This window comes from Paracoccus marinaquae (assembly GCF_018860165.1).
In the GTDB taxonomy this organism is placed as follows: Bacteria; Pseudomonadota; Alphaproteobacteria; order Rhodobacterales; family Rhodobacteraceae; genus Paracoccus; species Paracoccus marinaquae.
Window position 1 is genome coordinate 1 of the sequence record NZ_JAHKNG010000052.1, and the last position, 19,280, is coordinate 19,280.

15 protein-coding genes and 2 pseudogenes are annotated in these 19,280 nt (G+C 62.6%); 9 read left to right on the forward strand and 8 right to left on the reverse strand.

The window, feature by feature from the left end:
* Positions 1–277: 277 nt before the first annotated feature.
* Positions 278–1,444, forward strand: coding sequence for a nucleotide sugar dehydrogenase (locus KNW02_RS18245; protein WP_216034651.1), 1,167 nt, complete (start codon positions 278–280; stop codon positions 1,442–1,444).
* 415 nt (positions 1,445–1,859) lie between these two features.
* On the opposite strand, the gene KNW02_RS18250 is transcribed toward KNW02_RS18245, so the two are convergent.
* Positions 1,860–3,995: a caspase family protein gene (locus KNW02_RS18250; RefSeq protein WP_348524775.1), complete on the reverse strand. Its 2,136-nt coding sequence runs from the start codon at positions 3,993–3,995 to the stop codon at positions 1,860–1,862.
* A complete protein-coding gene (locus KNW02_RS18255; RefSeq protein ID WP_216034653.1) occupies positions 3,962–6,163 on the reverse strand; it encodes a glycosyltransferase in 2,202 nt (733 codons plus the stop codon). Before KNW02_RS18255 ends, KNW02_RS18250 begins: the two co-directional genes overlap by 34 nt.
* 77 nt (positions 6,164–6,240) lie before the next feature.
* Here KNW02_RS18255 and KNW02_RS18260 point away from each other — a divergent pair, with 77 nt between their 5' ends.
* Positions 6,241–6,633 (forward strand): hypothetical protein, encoded by a 393-nt coding sequence (locus KNW02_RS18260; protein ID WP_216034654.1) that lies wholly within the window; start codon positions 6,241–6,243, stop codon positions 6,631–6,633.
* Between the two features lie 440 nt (positions 6,634–7,073).
* Here KNW02_RS18260 and KNW02_RS18265 read toward each other — a convergent pair whose 3' ends face one another.
* Positions 7,074–8,066, reverse strand: a complete 993-nt coding sequence (locus tag KNW02_RS18265; RefSeq protein WP_216034655.1) for a helix-turn-helix domain-containing protein — start codon at positions 8,064–8,066, stop codon at positions 7,074–7,076.
* Positions 8,067–8,189: 123 nt separating this feature from the next.
* Between KNW02_RS18265 and KNW02_RS18270 the strand changes: the two genes are divergently transcribed.
* A complete protein-coding gene (locus KNW02_RS18270; RefSeq protein ID WP_216034656.1) occupies positions 8,190–9,230 on the forward strand; it encodes a tyrosine-type recombinase/integrase in 1,041 nt (346 codons plus the stop codon).
* A 531-nt stretch (positions 9,231–9,761) separates the two neighbouring features.
* Here KNW02_RS18270 and KNW02_RS18275 read toward each other — a convergent pair.
* Both KNW02_RS18275 and KNW02_RS18280 read right to left on the reverse strand, forming a co-directional pair.
* The gene (locus KNW02_RS18275; protein WP_216034657.1) at positions 9,762–10,811 is read right to left on the reverse strand and encodes a ParB/RepB/Spo0J family partition protein; all 1,050 of its coding nucleotides are present in this window, start codon (positions 10,809–10,811) and stop codon (positions 9,762–9,764) included.
* Positions 10,801–12,105 (reverse strand): AAA family ATPase, encoded by a 1,305-nt coding sequence (locus tag KNW02_RS18280; RefSeq protein WP_216034658.1) that lies wholly within the window; start codon positions 12,103–12,105, stop codon positions 10,801–10,803. The genes KNW02_RS18275 and KNW02_RS18280 overlap by 11 nt, the downstream gene beginning before the upstream one ends.
* Before the next feature lie 364 nt (positions 12,106–12,469).
* On the opposite strand from KNW02_RS18280, the gene KNW02_RS18285 reads away from it, so the two are divergent.
* Positions 12,470–13,156 (forward strand): DnaA N-terminal domain-containing protein, encoded by a 687-nt coding sequence (locus tag KNW02_RS18285; protein WP_216034659.1) that lies wholly within the window; start codon positions 12,470–12,472, stop codon positions 13,154–13,156.
* 39 nt (positions 13,157–13,195) lie between these two features.
* A pseudogene (gene repC, locus KNW02_RS18290) lies at positions 13,196–13,660 on the forward strand (replication initiation protein RepC).
* Positions 13,661–13,668: 8 nt separating this feature from the next.
* On the opposite strand, the pseudogene KNW02_RS18295 reads toward repC, so the two are convergent.
* Positions 13,669–13,842 (reverse strand): annotated as a pseudogene (locus KNW02_RS18295) (tyrosine-type recombinase/integrase); the annotation flags it as partial.
* A gap of 197 nt (positions 13,843–14,039) precedes the next feature.
* Between KNW02_RS18295 and KNW02_RS18300 the strand changes: the two are divergent.
* Together KNW02_RS18300 and KNW02_RS18305 are read left to right on the forward strand one after the other, a co-directional pair.
* The gene (locus KNW02_RS18300) at positions 14,040–14,297 is read left to right on the forward strand and encodes a type II toxin-antitoxin system ParD family antitoxin (RefSeq protein ID WP_216034660.1); all 258 of its coding nucleotides are present in this window, start codon (positions 14,040–14,042) and stop codon (positions 14,295–14,297) included.
* Positions 14,294–14,629, forward strand: a complete 336-nt coding sequence (locus KNW02_RS18305; RefSeq protein WP_216034661.1) for a type II toxin-antitoxin system RelE/ParE family toxin — start codon at positions 14,294–14,296, stop codon at positions 14,627–14,629. Before KNW02_RS18300 ends, KNW02_RS18305 begins: the two co-directional genes overlap by 4 nt.
* Before the next feature lie 202 nt (positions 14,630–14,831).
* On the opposite strand, the gene KNW02_RS18310 is transcribed toward KNW02_RS18305, so the two are convergent.
* Positions 14,832–15,212 carry a hypothetical protein gene (locus KNW02_RS18310; protein WP_216034662.1) on the reverse strand — a complete coding sequence of 127 codons (381 nt, stop codon included), beginning with the start codon at positions 15,210–15,212 and terminating at the stop codon, positions 14,832–14,834.
* Between the two features lie 461 nt (positions 15,213–15,673).
* On the opposite strand from KNW02_RS18310, the gene mobC reads away from it, so the two are divergent.
* Together mobC and KNW02_RS18320 are read left to right on the forward strand one after the other, a co-directional pair.
* A complete protein-coding gene (mobC, locus tag KNW02_RS18315; RefSeq protein WP_216034663.1) occupies positions 15,674–16,255 on the forward strand; it encodes a plasmid mobilization relaxosome protein MobC in 582 nt (193 codons plus the stop codon).
* On the forward strand, positions 16,252–18,210 hold the full coding sequence (locus KNW02_RS18320) for a relaxase/mobilization nuclease domain-containing protein (protein WP_216034664.1): 1,959 nt from the start codon (positions 16,252–16,254) through the stop codon (positions 18,208–18,210). Before mobC ends, KNW02_RS18320 begins: the two co-directional genes overlap by 4 nt.
* A 101-nt stretch (positions 18,211–18,311) precedes the next feature.
* Here the strand turns inward: KNW02_RS18320 and KNW02_RS18325 are convergent, their stop codons facing one another.
* The gene (locus KNW02_RS18325; protein ID WP_216034665.1) at positions 18,312–19,034 is read right to left on the reverse strand and encodes a hypothetical protein; all 723 of its coding nucleotides are present in this window, start codon (positions 19,032–19,034) and stop codon (positions 18,312–18,314) included.
* Positions 19,035–19,280 lie beyond the last annotated feature (246 nt).

The window sequence follows — 19,280 nt, forward strand, 5'->3', positions numbered from 1 at the left end:
AAACACAGATCGCCGTCAAAGCCCTGAACCGCATGACCCGTCTCGGGCGTGCGGTCTATGAGCGTGCCGCCTGAAACCATGGGGAAAGGGGGCAGTCTGTCCCAAAACTTATTCACGCAACACGGTCGGCTTACCGGCATTCTGCACATGCGGGAGATCCACGCCGTTCTCTCTCAATCTTGACCGGCTGCTCAATGCAGGAATCGAGCGCCGGAAGCTGGAGTTTCGCGGACGGCTGTGCCACGGATCGTCTGCGGATCAGGTGGGACGTTTGGGGATGAGGATTTCGGTTACGGGTCTTGGTTATGTGGGCCTGTCGAACGCGGTCCTGCTGGCGCAGAATCACGAAGTTCGGGCGCTGGACATAGATCCCGCCCGCGTGGCGCAGGTCACGAGCGACCAATCGCCGGTCGTGGATGCCGATATTTCGCGCTTCTTGGCAGAACGCGCCTTGAACCTGACAGCCACCACCGATCCGGTTCGGGCATTCCACGGGGCCGAATATGTCATCATCGCCACGCCAACCAACTACGACCCGCAAAGCAATCGTTTTGACACCTCGGCGGTCGAGGCGGTCATCGCCGACGCGCGCAGGCTGGCGCCCAGGGCGAGCATCGTCATCAAATCGACGGTTCCAGTGGGTTTTGTCGCCCGGATGCGCGCTGAAACCGGCTATGACAGCATCTTTTTCGTGCCCGAGTTTCTACGCGAGGGGCGGGCGCTGTCCGACAATCTTTACCCCTCACGCATTGTCGTGGGCGATGACAGCCCGGCTGCCCGGCGCTTTGCCGAACTGATGATCGAGGGCGCAATACACAAGGATATACCGGTGCTTTTCACCGGCTCTGCCGAGGCAGAGGCGATCAAGCTGTTTTCCAACACTTTTCTGGCCCTGCGCGTCGCCTATTTCAACGAGTTGGACAGCTTTGCACTGAAAAACGGGTTGAACACGCGCGAGATCATAAGGGGCGTCAGCCTCGATCCCCGGATTGGCAATTACTACAACAATCCCGGCTTCGGCTATGGCGGTTATTGCCTACCCAAGGACAGCCGGCAGCTACTGGCCAATTACGAAGAGGTGCCCCAGGCGCTGATCTCGGCCATCGTTCAGTCGAACAAGGCGCGTAAGGATTTCATCGCCGCCCAGATACTGGACCGCCAGCCAGGTGTCGTCGGGATTTACCGGCTGGTGGCCAAGGCGGGATCGGAGAATTTGCGCGACAGTTCGGTGCAGGGGATTATGAGGCGGATCAGGGCCAGGGGCGTCGAGGTGATCATTTACGAGCCCGTCCTGACCGAGGACAGGTTTCATGGCAGCCGGGTCATACGCGATCTTGGGGCCTTCAAGGCCGAGGCCGATCTGATCCTGGCCAATCGCCGGACCGAGGATCTGTCGGATGTCGCGAACAAAGTCTATAGCCGCGACCTGTTTGGGCTCGATTGAGGCTGCAGATACCGATCTATCGCTGTCTTGCCGATCAGCCCCAGATATTCGCCAAAACCAAGCTAAGAAAGCACCTCGCTGAACAGAAAGGCCATGCGGTGCTCCGCAAGCTCCTGTTTCAGGGCCGCAAGAAGGTCACCATCGCCATCCCGGCAAGCCCGGGCGATCTGTTCATGCGGCCGATTTCGGGATCGAGAATGCTGAAGCGCGCCAGAAGCTTGGCGGGCCGGGCACAGGCCATCTGCATAGCCGCGCTACCGGTCTGTCGAGTGCAAGAATGCAGGACGGCGTGTTCAGGCTCCGCGAGGCTCAGACATAGCCCAGATCGACGGTCAGCGATGGCGTGATGTCGCGCCGACGTCTCGTAGGGACGGCATTCGATCCGGAGGGACGCGGGCTCAAGAAAGACGGACGCCTACTCGCCGTTCAGGCGCAGCCAGTCCTCGGCCCGGCGCAACGCGGTGGAGGTCCGGCTTTCATCTAGTTGCAGCGCCTCAAGCCTGTCGCGAGCGTCCTGTTCCTGGCTCCGGCGCTTGGGGTCTGCGGTCAGCCTGCCCAGGGTGAAATAGAAGGCCGCTTCCGCGTCGCTTTTCGTGACGCCCTGCCCGCTCTGATACATCCGTCCGATCGCCACATAGGCGGGCGAAAAGCCCAGGTCGGCGGATCGCATCAGAAATCTCAGCGCCTTGGCTTCGTCGCGCCCGACAACCTCGCCGTTGAGATAGAGACGACCCAATTGGAAGGGCGCGAAGCGGTTGCCCAGATCGGCTGCGCGTTGCAAGAGTTCTATCCCGCGGGGCACGTCCGGCGCGCCAAGCTCGTCGCCCAAATACAGCATGCCCAGATTGTTCATGGCGTTGGAATTACCCAGTTCGGTGGCCAGCCGGTAAAGCCGCGCGGCCTCCTGCGGGTCGCGGTCGACGCCACGGCCCTGATCGTCGCGACCGCGGCGATACATGTTGGCCAGCGTGTCCAGTGCGTTGGGCCAGCCGTTCTGCGCTGCCAGACGATACCACAGCACAGCTTCGTCGATATTCTGTTCAACATGCCAGCCGCGCTCAAACATCTCGCCGATATTGGTGCGGGCACGCAGGTTTCCCAGTGCGGCGGCTTGCTTGTAATAGCGGAAGGCTTGCGCATAGTCGCGGTCGCGCCCCTTGCCGGTCACATACATGAAGCCCAGATTTACCTGCGCGGCGCTGTAATCCCCGGCGGCAGCCATGCGGTAAAAGCCCTCGGCCTCGGCATAACGGTTCTGAATATCCAGCAGCCGTCCCATCTGGTGCAGCAGCCGCGGATTCAGCGGATCGTCGATCAGCGCCGCCGAACAGTCCTGCAACCCGCGCCGGACATTCACCAGCCCCCAGGCCACTCCATCGGTCACCCGGCGCGGATCGTCGGGATCGCCGGCGACGATGTCGCAATTGGTGACCACGCCCGACAGGCCTTCGGCCGCGCGGCGAGTTTCGGGCAAGTTGAACTGCGTCAAGGTCAGGCCGCGCACCACCTGACCGCTTTGTTCGAGGTTTTGCGCCAGCGAGCGCGCCTCATGTCCAGCGGGTGAGGCCGGGAAATAGGCCGCGAATTGCAGCAGTTCCTCGGGAACCTGGCTGTCGGCAATGGCCCTCCACCAGATCGCTTCGATCCGGCTCGTTAGATTGTCCGCCGTGATTTCGGTTTCGCCCGGCATGTCCGGAACGCCGGTGCCGTCATCGCGGAATACAAACCGCCGTTCGATCGATGCCGAAATAAACGGCCGTTGCAACCCGCCGGTGCCGATCCGCACAGTCCGGCGGACCGAACGGAACACATCGAGGATATCCTTGCCATCGCGGTCGATCTCGTTGACCAGCGCGCCGGTATAGGGGCTGTTCGGACCAGCGCCGTCATAGGCTACCTCGCCCGCTTGGGTGGCAAAGCCGATCAGCGTTTCACCGCCGGTGCTTTCCATCGAGGCCAACCCGCGCTGGCGCTCGTCATCACCCACGACAAAGGGGTTGTTGCGGCAGGCATCGAGGATAATGACCGTGAAGGCCGCGCCGCGCGCGTTGAAGCGCTTGACCAGATCTGCGACCGGCAGGCTCTTGCGGTCGATCTCTTCGGCAGTCCAGCCATCGATGCCGATGGGCAGCAGGTAATTCTGCCCGTCGCGCTGATAGGCGTGACCGGCGTAGTAGAACAGTACCACCGGACTGTCGGGAATGTCGGTCAGAAACGCCTCGATCGCCTGATCGAAAGCAGCCTTGTCCAGGTTTTCGTGCAGGTCGACATCGAAATTCGAACGCAGCAGGGCCGAAGCCATGGCGCGGGCATCATTTGCCGGGTTTTTCAGTATGTTTTCTGGTCCATAGTCCCAGTTGCCGACCACCAGAGCAAAGCGCGGCTCTTCGGCGGCGGCGGGCCATACAGAAACGAAGATCAGAAAACCGGCAGCGATGCAAAGATGGAGCAAGCGGCACATTGAAGTCCCCGCAGTGATGCAACATGCCGCAGTGTCGCAAAAACCGGGACTTGGCGCTAGGATTTTGCGTGGGGCGCCCGGGGGGCCCATGTACGAACCGAATGTGCAAGCCTGCTTAATAGCCGTGCCGCCTGCCGTGACCCATCCCCGACCGTAATGGCCTCCAGTCGTTGCGACATGCGCCGCGCCTCGGCCGGATCCAGCAGCGCCGCGACCTCGGCGGCGGCGCCGCTTCGGTCGTTCGCGCGCAACACCCGCGCACAGCCGATCGCCACCGCATGGCGGGCGCGCAACAACTGAAGATCCATCTCGGCTGCCTCGTTCGGAACGAAAAGCGCCGGGGTCGTGCCGGCCATGATCTCATGAAAGCTGTTATAGCCTGCGCTGCAAATCACCGCGTCGAAAGCGGGTAACAGAGGGGCCGCTGGATAGAGTTTCACCTGACGTGGATCGCCCGGACCATCTTCGGCGGCCGGGCTTATTGGCGATTTGATCTCGATGATCTCCAGGCCGGGCCGTTGCCGCAGGGCTTCAAGCAGGCGTTGCCGCACGGGCCGGAAGTTGAAATTCGTTCCGGCACCCAGCATTAACGCCACGGTCGTCGCGCCGGGGGCAATCCGCAGTTCGGCCCGCGCGGTAGCGCGATCCAGCCATTCGCCGGGGCTGAGGGACAGGATTGGAGCGACCCGGTCGGCTTCATTGCGGCTCACCGTCGGGCCGGTATCGAAACGCGCCGAAAATTCGCCCGGTTCGATAATCATGTCAAATTGTTCGGCCCGGTCGGCGGCGAGCGCGGCATCGGGTGCCCAGAGGGCGCGCCTGATCCAGGCGCGGCGGATATGGGGGCGGTCCTGCAAGGCATGAAGCAAGCCGCGATAGGGGGTATTTCCGTCGAACGCCACGATATCGGGCCGGAAGAAATCGAGAAAGTCGGCCAGTTCGACAGCCAGCGCCGCATTCCAGCTTTCGGGATCGGCGCCCGTTGCCCGGTGAAACGGAATGAAGCGGGTCAAATATCCTGCATCGACGGCCAGGCCGAAGGCTTGGCTCAGTGTGAAGAATGCAGTCTTGCTGCCTTGCGGCAAGTGCCGGGCGATGGCCAGGCAGCGCGTCAAATGACCAAGTCCGACACCATTCGATGTGACAAACAGGTAGCGCTCCGCTGGCGTCTGTGGCTGCGGCAGCGGCCGCCGCGCCGGTCCGCGCCAGTCCGGGAACAGCCGGTTCAGTCGGGGCAGGAACTGATCCAGGCCAAAGCGCCGTTCGACAAGCATCCGCGCATCGTGCACATGCCTGTTACGGGTCTCCGGGTCGGTGGCGATGCACGCGATTGCCTGCACAACGTCGTGGGGATCGGCATAGATAGCGGCCTCGTGAAACAGCGGCTCGAAAGATCGCGGCACGACGGCCGGGACGCCGGTTGCAATGGCCTCGAGGACGGCATAGCCGAATGCCTCGACCCATTCGGCTCCGTGGAAGTACACGAAAACATCCAGATCCCGCAAGAATGCGCGCACCCCACTGGCATCGAACGGCAGCAGACACCAGTTCGCTGGCACGGGATCATAACGCCGCGCCAGTTCCGGCGGCGCGCCCAGCATCATGATCCGGTAATCCGGTCTTTCGGGGTAGATTCGCAGCGCGTCGTCCCGCGTGTCAGGGAATTTGTTCATTTGCGGGCGCGAATGGCGACCGATATGCACGGTAGCGCCGGGTATTGGGCGCGGATGGAACTGCCACAGGTCAAAGTCGATCAGATTGAGCCAGTCCTCGGAGATTACCTTCACAGGCATGTCCGTTGGCATGTTCAGCCGCGACCGCACGTTGGGCCCGACCGGCGCAAGCCAGATCGGGCATGTGAATATCTCGGACAGATTCCTAAGTATACGGTCAAGATCGTATTGCCGTTGCCCGAACCCGCCCGTCGGTGGATGGTGCAGCACCAGTACCAAATCGGTGGCGGTGACGCGCAGTGCTTCGGCCGGCAGCTCTTCGAACAGCCTTGGGTGATGAACCAGCACGAGCTTCGCGGATACCTCGTGTTGGGGGTCGACGACCGTGCAATGCGGCGAATCGAGCAATACTGAAATGTTCCGGTCTGTGGGGCGGGGAGCGGGAAAAACCGGGCTCAACACCGGGCAGATCCCGACTCGGATGTCTGCGCGGCCCAATGCTGTCAGTTCTGCGGACACTGCCGCGCTGGTACCGCCCGAAAACCTCGGTTCGATAAAATACAGTATATCGAAGCTTCCCGGCATTGGCGCGTAGGCTTCCCGCTGCTAGCAAGTCACAATAACAGGCGCGTTCCGGAATGGAACCTCAGACACGGAGCCTGATGATGGTGTTCCTGCGAAAGAAGCCTGAATGGAACGGCCCGCTTCCCGATATCTTTCAGCACATCGCTGCCGATGAACGTGATGTGGTTCTGGTCACGCTGCTGGAAGCCGACGAAACCCGATCACGCAAGGCTCTCGTCCAACATGCGGGTGCGAAGGCCTATCGACCGGTCTTCTGGGTCACGGCGTCCGAGCTATCCGACTTTCGCAGATGCAGCGTCGTGGTCGAGCATCTGCCTCCCGTGATCATGGTCCGGCAATTCAACGACTCGGGCGACTGGAAATCCTATCTGCTGGCCGCGCATGACACGGTCTATGCCAAATGGCGCCCCAGATGGGTTGCACGATATGGGCTAGAATGGAGCGAATACTTGCGCTGTTGCCAATTTTGATCAATAGTTCTGCGGTAGAGTGCAGTTCGTGATCGGACAGAAATTGGCTCGTCGCTGGAACAGTTTTCGTACCATATGCAGCCTACTGGTCCTGCAGGCCGTTTCCGCCTGTGCCATCTCCGGCACCGGGCTTGACGGGAAATCCTCCACGAATAACGTGTCCGCTGCGGACGATAATGCGCCGAATAGTCGCGGCCGATCTTACTGATCGGGCCTGACGCAGAGGTTCTGCCGCAAGTCCTCCTCCGTATCCGTTGTTGACCACGCCATCCTCAACCGCCGGGTTGCTGGATACGCCAGTCCTCTGGAAACGCACCGTGGCACGCTTCCAAAGGACCGATCCTGGCCCTTGGACAAAAGGTTGTCTCGCGCATTCTCGCTTTGCGCGAAGGAAGCCGTTGTCTTTGCGGGCTGCAACAGCGTCCTGCTGATGGATCGGCTCAGGCCACCGCCGTCCAGAGCCGGAAGCGCCCTGCCCCGGTCACCTCGCGGATCAGGCCCATGCCGGTCATCCGGTTCAGCATCCGCTCGGCGGTGATGCGGCTGATGTCGGCTGCCGCCTCGGCCTCCGGTGCCGAGAGCAGCGGATGGGCGATCAGCGCGGCGATGACGCGGGCGGCGGTGTCGCCCTTGATCTTTTCGGTCGCCTCCAGAGCACCCATCCGCCAGGCCCCGAGCCGGGACAGCAGCTGCCGCGCCTCCTCAGCGCCCTCGGTCACCGCCCGCAGATGCCGGGCGATCTGCCCAGCCGGCGCACCGCCCGGCTCGCGGACCTGCCGGCCGGCGCGGCCCAGCGGCAGGAAGGGCAGCGCCTCGCAGCCCGCGGCCATGGCCCGGGCCGCCCAGACCGCGCGCTCGACCATCAGCCCCGGCGGCGACAGCCCGGCCAGCCGCCAGAGCAGCATCGCGGCCGGCGCCCGGGCCAGCGGATGCAGCATCGCCAGCCCCTCCAGCGCGGCCCGGAATGCGGCCGCGGCCGCGTCGAACCCGGCGCCCGAAGGCCGCCCGGTCATCTCGCCCACGGCATCGGGCAGCCCCGCCCCGGCGCCGATGCGGTGCAGGCCGAGAAAGCCGCGCAGATCCGTCAGCCCCCCCTGCCCGTCCAGCCGCCGGGTGGCCCAACGCGCCAGCCGCATCGCCTCGAGGTCGGTCTCGGCCCGGGCATCCAGCAGGTCCTTGCCGATCTCCTCGCGCCGCATCGGCATGCCCTGCGCCCAGAGCAGCGCCTCGACCTCGACCAGCGCCAGCCGCCGGATCGCGCCCGCCCGCGCATCCCCGGGCAGCGCCAGCAGCGCCGCATCCAGCCGCGCGCCGGCCGCGGCGGCCTCGGCCAGCAGGACGGCACATTCCGCCTGCGCCCGGGTCCAGGGGGCCGGATCGAGGCCTTCGGCGCCGGGTTTCAGCGGCTGGTATGACGAGGTGGTATCGCTCATATCCTCAGGATAGCGGCGATCTGACGATCACAGAAGGGGTTTCTTCGGAAGGCCATAAGTTTCGATAAGTAACAATTATCGCTGCTCTTGCCTTCGGCGCCGAAAGCCGGCACAGTCGGTGCCATGACCACGCCCATCCCCCTGCCCCGGACGCTGGACGCCGCCGATGCCGCGGCGCTCGAGGCGCTCTATCGCCGCGGCACGCCCGAGAACACGCTGCGCGCCTGGGAGCGGGACCTGGCCTATATCAGCGCCTGGAAGGCCGCCGCCTTCGCCGCCCCGCTGGCCTGGCCGGAGACCGAGGCGGTGGCGCTGCGCTTCGTGCTCGATCACGCCGAGGACCTGCACGACCGGCCCGGCCCGGCGCAGGCGGCGGCCCAGGCGCTGATCGCAGCCGGGCTGAGGCGCAGCCTCGCCTGCCCGGCGCCGGCGACGCTCGATCGCCGCATCGCCTCCTGGCGCGCCTTTCACCGCATGAAGAACCTGGCCTCGCCCTTCGAGGCGCCGCTGATCGCCCAGGCCCGCGGCCGCGCCCGCCGCGCCGCCGCCCGGCCGCGGGCGCCGAAATCCGAGAACCCGATCACCCGCGAGGTGCTGGAGGCGATGCTGGCGACCTGCGATCACAGCCATCGCGGGTTGCGCGACCGGGCGGCGCTGATGCTGGGCTGGGCCTCGGGCGGGCGCAGGCGGTCCGAAATCGTGGCGCTGAACCGCGACGACATCGACGATGGCGACTTCACAGAGACGGGGCTGCTCAGGATCCGGCTGCTGCAGACCAAGACCACCGGCCCCGAGACCGCGCCGCGGCTGCCACTGAAGGGGCGCGCCGCGCGGGCGGTGATGCGCTGGATCGCCGCCGCCCGGATTGCCGAGGGGCCGCTGTTCCGGCCGGTCAGCCAGGCCGACCGCCCCCTGCCCCGCCGCCTCAGTCCCGACGGTCTGGCAATCCTGCTGCGCCATCGGCTTGAACTGGCCGGCTATCCGCCCGGCTTCGCCAGCGCCCACGGGCTGCGCGCCGGCTTCCTGACCCAGGCGGCCCTCGACGGCGCCCCCCTGCAGGCCGCCATGCAACTCAGCCTGCACCGCAGCGCCAGTCAGGCCCAGAGCTATTACCGCGATGTCGACATCGCCAAGAACCCCGCAACCGATCTGCTGGAGGACTAGAAACGCTCAGGGACCGCCTTCATGCCCGCCTGCGCCGCAGCCTTGCGGTCGAAGCTGTAGATCGCGTCGTAGCCTGCGTCGCGCGAGGCCAGCGCGATTGTGGCTCTCCGACGCCGCGGGCAATGGCGCGTTCCGTGTCTTTCAGTATGACCGGCGGCGGCCTAAGTCTGCTTTAGCATTCTCGACAGCGTGCTCACCGAATGCATTCGCTTCGCAAACGCTCAAACGCCGATGCCGCATCGGCACGAATAATCGATAAGCTGCTATTCCGCCCGGTCAGCCTTGCCGATAGCAAAATGCCACGCCGTTTCAGTTCCCACGGACCGTCGGGACTGCTTCGTCATCTTCTGGAGCTGGAGGAGTCGGCGCCGGGCATCGTTAACACCAGCGGGCAGCACGCGGGCTTCCTAATCTCAGGCCGCACGCGAATGCGTGCGCTTTGCCGACCGCGTCGCAAATGAACCTGAATCGCAGCACGACAATGCAGTAACCCGTGGGTTACCCTCATTGTGCCGTGCTGTAACCCGCGGGTTACTTGTCTAGAAGCGCCTGTTGAAACGCTTCAACGGCAAGTTGCAATCGCTTGCGATCAACCGCAGAAAAATCAGTCTCAGACAGGATGCGGCACTCCCCTCTACGAGCAGTGACTTTTGAGCTTCCCACATGAAACTCGTATTTGACACTCTTGGTCCTTGCCAATTTCGCCGCAGGCGACTTACTCGGGCCTCCCTCAGCAAAGCGCCGCAGCACTGTGGATTGCTCATCTGCGGACGCGGCGGCCGCTAGGTCGCGGCGCAATTTTGAAGAAAGTTCGGGATTGGCCTGGATCTGGCGCGCAACTTCTACGCCGAGATTGCGGGAGACCGACTTAGGAGACAACAGAACCTCCCCCACCTCTTCGAGCAAATAGACGAAGCTGCGGATGTAAGATCTCTTCATCTTGTGCAGCGATGCGTATATCCGCCCAACCAGTTCATCAGCGCCCTGCCCTTCAACCTCAGAATCTGTTGCTGCAGAAATCGCCACCTGCGCCATCTCCGCAAAGCTCAGGTCCTCGCGAATTACGTTCTCCTCGACCATGTCGATGTAGAGTTCAATCCGACTGCCTGAACCGTCCGCTACCCTAGCGACAGCATTCGAGAAACGTTCGTCTCCAGTCTCTTGCCAGAGCTGGCGAAGCGCAGTCAAACGCCGCCACCCCTTTTTCAACTGATAGCCATTGGCGGTGCGAAATACTTCGATGGGTTCTTTCTGACCCCGCACCCGTATCGACGCTTTCAGTTCCTCCATTTCGTCAGATCCGGCTACCGCGGTAAGATCCAGTCGGTCTCGCGGAAGATCGTCAGTGCTGATCTCGTTGATAGGGACATCCTCGAGCAGGCGCCCTTCTTCGTGGGCAGCTCTAAAAGCCTTTGCGTCAGCGGCATTCTGGCGACGCTGCTCAATGAGACTCTCGGTGCTTTCTCCAAGACTACCTGCGGCCTCACGAACTGCCGCGCCCATTGGGCCGACATCACGACGCCGTGGTTTGACCTGAGAGGCATCCAATGGATCAAAGCCAAACTTGTTCTTACCCGACATGTTTTACCTCCCTTTGCTCCCATGCTCGCAAGACTGTTTCCTTAAACTCACCGTAAGCAGCATCAAAACTCTGTCGAGCCCGCTTCCACGTCTCTCGGGTCATCTGCCGATAGTCCTGCTCATAGACGGATTGCTGAAATCGCCCCGATTGTTCTACAGCCCTGGTCATTTCGATCGCGTTCTTGCAAACATCTGAACCAAACACATTCTGGAATGCGTCGAGCATCGCGATGTGGAGGGGATTGGACGCCTCGAAACGGGTCATCAAAAGGCGAATGTCATCGAACTGCTTCGGAAGATGTATCCCTGCATCCTCTGCGATGGACGAAAATCCAGTCGAAATATCGTCTAGCGCATCTCCGAGCTGACCGAGATAGCTAGTCGTTGAATCGTATTCCCAGTACCCAGGACCCGACGGTACATACAGAATATCTGCAGCAAACGCCGCGTTGAGTGACTGGTAGCCAATTGCGGGCGGGCAGTCGAAGATGATGATGTCGTATTGATCGTCTGGAAGTTCATCGAGATAGCGGGACATGCAGCCAAAAAAACTCCAAGCTTTATGGAGCGCGCGATACTGCGCGCTGGCAAACTCCACGAACGCAGCGTTGGCGCAACTAGGGATAATATCGATTGTGGCCCAAGCCGTTTTTTGGATGAAGTCCTGGACCCGCTGTGCCCCTATGGACTGTACATCGTCGGGGAGCTCGTCAGAAGAAGGGTAGGGGCAATCAGAAGGATCATCGTAGGACGCCACGATCCTGTCTGCCTCTCGGCAAAGATCACGGCACATAATGCCCCACACCGTATTCCATTCCTTGACTTCAATCAGACCCATGGAATGCGTCAGAGTTGCTTGCGGGTCGAAATCGACTACCAGCACGCGGTACCCATCGAGAGCAGCTGCGTTTGCCAGATGGTGCGCTACGACTGTCTTGCCCACGCCACCCTTGAAATTTGATACCGCTACCCGCACTGCACGTCCTGAAGGGCGCTTCGGGAGCAAGCTCCTTCCGCGAAACCGAAGACGACGCCTCAGTTCATTTATCTCTGCGAGTGAGAACCATCTCTGTCGACCATCCTCCTCAACTGCCCCTTGCGGCAGTGAAGGGTCGTCCACCAGTTTCTTTCGCAAGGTGTCTGCCGGCACCTGAAACATGAACTGACTGATCTCCCAGATCGAGAAAGGACGGAGCGTCTTTCTCTCCGACGGAGAGAACGTAGCCTTCCTGACAGCAGCCTGTTGGGCCAGGCTCCGCTCGTTCATGGATTGTAGGTCGGAATGGTCTCGCATCTCATCTCTCGCGTTTTATCCGGTTGGTCCTTCGATAACGCGAAATGAAGAGAATGCAAAACACAGACTTTCGAAATTGCTAGAATTCGATGGAAGCTGCGAAAGACGCGACATCAATAGTGACCGACGGCCGTTGTGGTGACACATTTTGTGGTCATGGTCCGGATACGGTGACAATTGAGCGCAATTAAGGTGGCGCAACTGTTGTCACCCTTAACCTATGTAACCAATATTTTCCGACTTTCATCTTTTCGACCATCACTTCCCGCTATTCACGCCTAGTTGACAGATGACGGGATGTTCATGCATCCTCTGACTTGATGGAATCGGTCAAAGAAGCCGATCAGAGCAGTAGGAATGAGCAATGAACCTCCGTCGGCTTACCGGTCCACAGACCGGATCGCAGAAGTATGACCTGCTTACCGCAATGGCTGTCGCAGGACTGAACGGAAAATCTGGTCTGCAGACGTCAATGCTGCGCCTGGTGGTTCTAGTGACCGCTCGTTACAATTGGAAGCTGGATGAGTTCAGCGTTGGCCAACGAGACCTGGCTCGCATGTGGTCTGTCGATCAGCGCACCGTAAAGCGTGAAATCAAACGGCTCGTCGACAGCAAGATTCTGTTGCAGTTGCGAGCTGGAGTTCGGGGCAGGGTTGCCGCGTACCGCTTAGGTCGCCAAGAAATATACAGGCTCAGTGCGCCGCATTGGGAAAGGGTCGGCCCCGATTTTTCTGCAAGAATGGATGAGCAATACGTCGCAATGGGGGCGCAAAAAGAGACTGTCGTGCGGGTTGATTTTCGAGGAAAATCTTCCGATGACGATGCCCCTCAATGGCACAGGGTCAAAGCGCGATTGGCCGAAACCGATCCCGTAGTTCACAGCAGTTGGTTCGCATCCCTACGGTTCATTGACCACGACAACAACGTGCTTCATCTCCAGGCTCCATCGTCTTTTGTCGCGCAGTACGTCCTGACGCATCATCTGCAACGCTTGCAGGAAGCCGCGTCGCCGGATTTTCCGGGGCTGCAACGTATCCGCATCACGACGTAGATATTCTGGTTAACGGCGACAAACGACGAGCGCTGCGGTATGAAGAAATCCTACCGACGCAATCTAATCGGAGAAGCGGCCGATGTTCTCCCGAATGCCGCAACGGAAGAACGGGTGGATAAGGATCTGGAAGACTGGGTTGCGGAAGCCCGCAAGAAACGGGGGGCGGCGCTGGATCTACCGACGGTGATGCAGGCCTGTCCGGAATTCGCATCCTGGGCGCGCAATGTGGGCGGATACCTGAGGGATTGGGGCGATCTGCACCGGGTTGCGGGGCAGTTGCGGCCGATGATCGGCGTATCCGAGCACGCCTGGAACCTCGCGCAGGACCGTCTCGGGCCTCAGATCGCCACTGCGGCGCTGGTTCTGACCTTCGACAAGCACGCCAAAGGCTAAGTGGCGTCACCGGGAGGATATCTGCGCGGCATGGTCGAAAAGGCCGGGGCAGGGGAGTTGCATCTCGAGCGCAGTTTCTACGGCAGGCTCAGCGGGCAGGCGGCGTAATGGGGCGGCTAGAGTCCCGCGGTTTTGGTCAGGTTGACCCGGAAGCGGTCCCGGCGGTGCTTATATCGGCGGGTCATCTCGGCCGATGCGTGCCCGAGTTGCTTCTGGACGAAACGCTCGTCGACCTCGGCAGAGCTGACGAGGCCGGCGCGCAAGTTGTGGCCCGCGAAGAGGGTGAGGCGGCCCATTGCGCTGCAACGGGGAATAGAACTCAACCACATGAGCTCGGTGGCGCCGGTCCCGCTGGCCACGCCACCGGCGCGCACAACCTTGCCGATATGCTCGGCCAGCGGCGCAAGCAGAGATCGAGTGCGTCGTCCAAGAATCATTGATCGCGAAAGCGCACTGGCATATATTGCCAATAAAGGGGGCCTGACACATGGTGACTCGCAACGTTGTGCTTACCGAAACTCAGGATCGGCTGGTTCAGGCTCTGGTCGCGTCCGGCCGCTATCAGAACGTGAGCGAAGCGATGCGCGCAGGCTTGAGGCTGCTCGAACACGAAGAGGCGCAGCTTGCCAGCATCCGGACAGGTCTTCTTGAAGGCTTGGCCCAAGCCAAGGCAGGCGATCTTGCCGATGGCAGTGGGCAAGCTGCGATCCGTCGGGCCTTTGGACGCGCGCGCGCATCCTCATGAGCCGATCCTTCCGGTTGACGCGTCGTGCCGAAGCCAGCCTCGTCGAGATTGCTAGATGGACGATTGAGACTTTCGGGCTTCGTCAGGCAGAGCGCTACGAGGCGGAACTGCTCGACCGATGCGAAGCGATCTTAAACGGTCAGGCGCACAGCCGAAGTTGTGCGGCTCTGGTGGATGATGCCGCGGACCTTCGGTTCATCAGGGCGGGTGAGCATTTCGTGGTCTTTCTTGAGCAACCGGACGAACTTGTAATCGTTGATGTCGTGCACTCTCGCAGTGATTTGCCAAGTCACGTGGCCGCGCTGACCGCGTTGAAGAACGAAGACTTCTGATTCCTGTCAGGGCCGCGCAGCCTTACGTATCGCCGCGTCTTCGGCGTGCAGTATCAAGAAGCCCGGCGCGACGGCGGTTTCGTTGCACGCATGTGGGCCATGCGCCGGGAAGGACTGTGGCGATTCTTGACGCTGGCGCTCCCCGGGATTGCAGATGCGGTCTTCCTTGCCGGCCACCGGAGAGCTTTCTCTCATCCCGCTGTCAGTCCCAATCCGTGGGCCCGGACAGTTCCTCCAGAATGCGCCTCCGCTCGTCGCCGTCCAGGTCTTCCAGCAGTCGCCGGACCATCCTCATCCTGCCGCGCGGGCCGAGGCGGTAGGTCGCCAGCTTGCGCCCTGCGGCGAGAAAGACCGCGCGGAGGTCGTCGAAACTTGCGCTGCCGGCCCAGAACTCGGCATCGCTTGTGGCGTCGAGGAAGGATGCCCTAGGTGCTCCTGTCCGCCATTCCTCGAGAATGATGGCCATGATGTGCTCGGCGTCATCGGGGTCGCAAGCGTGAACGGCGTCGACCAGGTCTCTGGCCCGCGACAGCCGTTGCCCCGGGCTCATGCGTTCATGCGTCCAGCTGCTCTGGTCCGCCATCTTCCCGTCCTCCGCCATTGAGCGCCCCTGAATCGGGACAGCCCCGAAACCCACAGGTTTCGGGGTCTGGCCTCGCCGAGAGTGGGGGTAGCGGGGGCAAGGACAATCGACGGAAGTGGTGCGGCCCGCAGCCGCGGAACGCGGCGAGGACCCGGTTCCGTCGATTGTCCTTGCCGCTGCGAGGGGCAACGCCCCTACCGCCCCTTGAACCGGTGAACCTGCGCGGGATCCCCGATCCCGCGCGCCGCTTTCTTTTACCTGCTCTGCGCCACGCGGATCGCCGCCCGACCTTCGGACGTTGACCCTGACGCAGACAGCAAACCGCCACCGACCGGCCCCCCGCTAGACATAACGGACAAATCCCTTCGGCCTTTGCGCAACCTGTGCTATGCAGAGTGAGATTGAAACTCTATGGTTAGCAAGAAGTGCGGTCTGTAAGACAGAATTCATCTAGGATCGATATGTCCAAGGGCGGGCAGGCCGCGCATCTGACCACGGCAGCGCGTGAACGGATCGTCGCGCGGCTGAATGAGGGTGTGCCGGTGGCCGTGATCGCCACGGAATTCGCCGTCGCCCGGAACACGATCTACCGGATTCGCGCGGCGCTGCCGGGGCGCAGGAGACCTGCGCATGCCCCATCTGAGCTGGTCTCCTTCCGCGTTTCCGCGGCTGAAAAGCAGGCCTTCGACGACGAACTGGCCCGCGCCGGTTTCAAGGACCGGTCGGACGCGCTGCGGGCGCTGCTGCGCAATTCGGTCGGGCTGCTGGACCGGAACTTCGCCTTCGTGGGCGAGGTGAAGGCGCTCTATGACGAGCTGTCGGCGATCGGGGTGAATGTCAACCAGATCGCGCGGGCGGTGAACCGGGGCCAGGCGCCGCCGCTACGCGAGGCGGGCGAGGAACTGGCGCGGCTGAGATCGCAGCTCCGGCAGGTTCTGCCGATGCTGAACGAGGTGGTGGCCGAGGCGCGGCGCTCGAACGAGCGGCTGTGGCGCGTGGCCCGTGAGGGAGCCGGGGCTGACGGGGAAGGGCAGGGCGAATGAGTTTCCGGGCCGATGACGACGAGGTCCTGAAGATCCGCCCCCATCGCCGGCGGGTGCGGGGCGACGGCCGATCCGGCGGCCGGCGCGGGGCTGGGCTGTCGGGCAGCCTGCTGAACAAGTGGAACTTCGCGGAGGGCTCGCGGGCGGCGGTGTTCAAGAAGATCGCCAGCGGCGGCACGCATTCGCGCCAGGAGCTGCGCCGGCAGATGGACTACATCAACAGCAAGGCGCAATACACGTTCGGCTACAGCGAGGCCCTGACCGACGAGACGCGCCAGCCGGAGAGCGCCCTGTCGGCGATCGCGGACAAATGGGAGCCGGGCTGGCGCGGCACGCCCAAGAACGGCCATACCTCGCATCTGCTGATCTCGTTTCCGCCCGACACGGCACCGCGGGATGCGGCCGCCATTGCCGAGGAGATGTGCGAGCGCGCCTTCGGGGGCGAGAAGGAGTTCGCCGACGATCGCTGGGAATATATCGCGGCGCTGCACACCGACCGGACGCATCCGCATGTGCATGTGCTGGTGAACAATCGCGGGGTCGAGGCCGGCAGCTGGTTCTATCTGTCGAACAGGCTCGAATCCCCGTTCACCTATCAGGGGTTCCGGAACCTGATGGTGTCGGTGGCGCAGGATTACGGCGTCCATCTGGAGGCCACGACGCGCTACGAGCGGGGCGATCTGCAGTATTCGCCATCCTCGGCGCAGTGGCGGCAGGGCAGGGCGCCCGGCAGCCGTGCGCTGACGGATCGGGTCATGGGCATGTTGCTCGACGAGGCGGACGAGTGGGGTGAGGTCGCGAAGGCCGCGAAGCTGGTGGGCCATGCGCGGGTGGCCGAGGTCGCGGAGCGGATGATCCAGGGCCTCGCCACGCGGAGCCCGATGTCACGGGATGAGATCGACAGGGTGCTTGAGGCTGTCGAGACGCCGGAGGATTTCGTGGCGGCGGTCAAGGGATGGGCCGAGGAGGTCCGCGATACGGTTCTCACGCTGCCGCCCGAGATGCAGGGCAAGCATTTTGCGGCCATCGACGGCGTGCTGAGCGATCTGAAACGGGATTACGGCCTTGTCATCGAGATCGAGGGGATCGACCTGCCCGGCCCGATCGCGAACAGCCTGCATGTCGACGGCGAGTCTCTGGCGCGACGGGCCGAGGATTATATGCCCGCGGGGCGAAAGATCGACCGCGCGATGCTTACCACGGCTGTCGGGATGTTCTCGGCAGGTGTCGAGACGGAGCGGGATATCCGGGCCTTCGAAGGGGATGGCCTGACCGGGGAGCGGCTCGGCGCCCTCAAGGCCGCCCTCGGCGCCATCGCCCGCGCGAACGAGGATTACAGCTACGAGGCGAGACCGGGGGCGGTGGCTGGCTTCTGGCGACAGTTCGACGCGCTTTCGGACGATGCCGGCATTGCCCGCGCCATCGCGCAGGGTGTGTTCGAGAACGACCTTCTGACCGACGCGCAGAAGATCGGGGTTCTGTCCGCGGCTGCTGATCCCGCGCGCGGCCCGAAGATCTCGGTCGAGCAGATGTTCGAGGACGTTCAGGGCGCGCGCAGGGACATGCGGGCCAATATCATGACGCCCGACAGCGCGTATCTGGCGTTCTTCATGCAGCGTCTGACCGAGCGCGAATACCCCTCCGCGGCACCGGAGTTCGCCAATCGCGAGAGCGAGCGGGAATACGTGGCGGCGCTTCGGGCCGAGTTCGGAGCCAAGGGCCTCGAGCGCATGGCCGGGGGCGATTACCGCGATCTCGCCGCCATCACGGCCAACCGTCTGCACCAGCGCGAGCTGGCGGCCTCCATCATGGCGCTGGCCGAACGGCCGGAGCATGCCGGCAAGCTGGGTCTTACGCGCGCGCAGATCGCCCAAGGCTACGAGGCGGCCGACGAGCCGCACAAGGCGCGCCGCGTGCTGGGGCTGGACAGCGCTGGCGACGAGTACTCGCTCTGAGGGGCTTCAATCCTCATCGCCGGGCTCGGCAGTACAAAGGGAACAAAGAGATGTTGCATTCCGCGATCACGAGACCCGGCACGCCTTGCGGCAAGACGCGTCTATTGAACGCAAATCGGAGCAAGCTGGACGTCCGTTTCCAGACGCATTGCGCTGCGCCAGAGCGGGGTCTTGAAGACGTGGCAGACCCGGCTCCCGAGATCGCCTTCACGTATCTCGCTGATCAGCCCCGCCCATGCGAGCGGTCTCAGGACGCATGACGAGAACGCGGCCATCTCTCGCCAGCCTGCGGTGTGCCAGTCATGGGCCTCGCCATAAAAGGTTTCGAACAGAGCGGCTTCGGTCGAGCCGTGGTCCGCTTCCATGTTGATCACGTTCATCCAGATATCCCAGGTGCCGACAGGACGGTCGTCGAAGCGCGCGTAGGATGCATGATCGATCTGCAGCACGAAGTATGGGATCAACTCGGCAAACAGGCGGCCAGGGCTGTCTGCCAGTTCGGCCCCACGCCTGGTCATCCGAAAGTCACCCTTGTAGTGACGCCCCAGCCGCAGCGAAATCAGCAGAAAATGCAGGAGCTCGAGCGGAGGAAACTCATATTCGTTGATGACCTTCTGGTAGCGGAACATCTCCTCGGCGGACTTCCCGGGCCAATCGAAATGCTCGACGGCCCAATGGACGAAGACACGCTTGAAAGCCTTGGTGCTGGTCAGGCCGATGGAACCATGCTCTCGCGCATACTGAAGTGTCAGGAGCGCGCCTCGCAGAAGCGGCGAATGCCCGAGGTCGGGATGGTCATCGGCGAGCGTGCGAAATTCGATCATGGCCGGATGCTGCCACAGAGCACCGAGCGACACCATCCGTTCCGCGAGAGGGGAACAATCGCCACAAGTGCAAGGTCCTGACAGGCATATCGCACTGGACAGGTACCCGGTCATTGACCGAGTAATGCTTGAAAGTTGGTGATGCCCTGAGGGGCGGCATATCAAGGCGGTGTCTACGCGCCGTCAATTCTCAGCCGAGAAAGGGATATGCCACATGTCAGAAGCTACCATCACCCATCTGCCCGA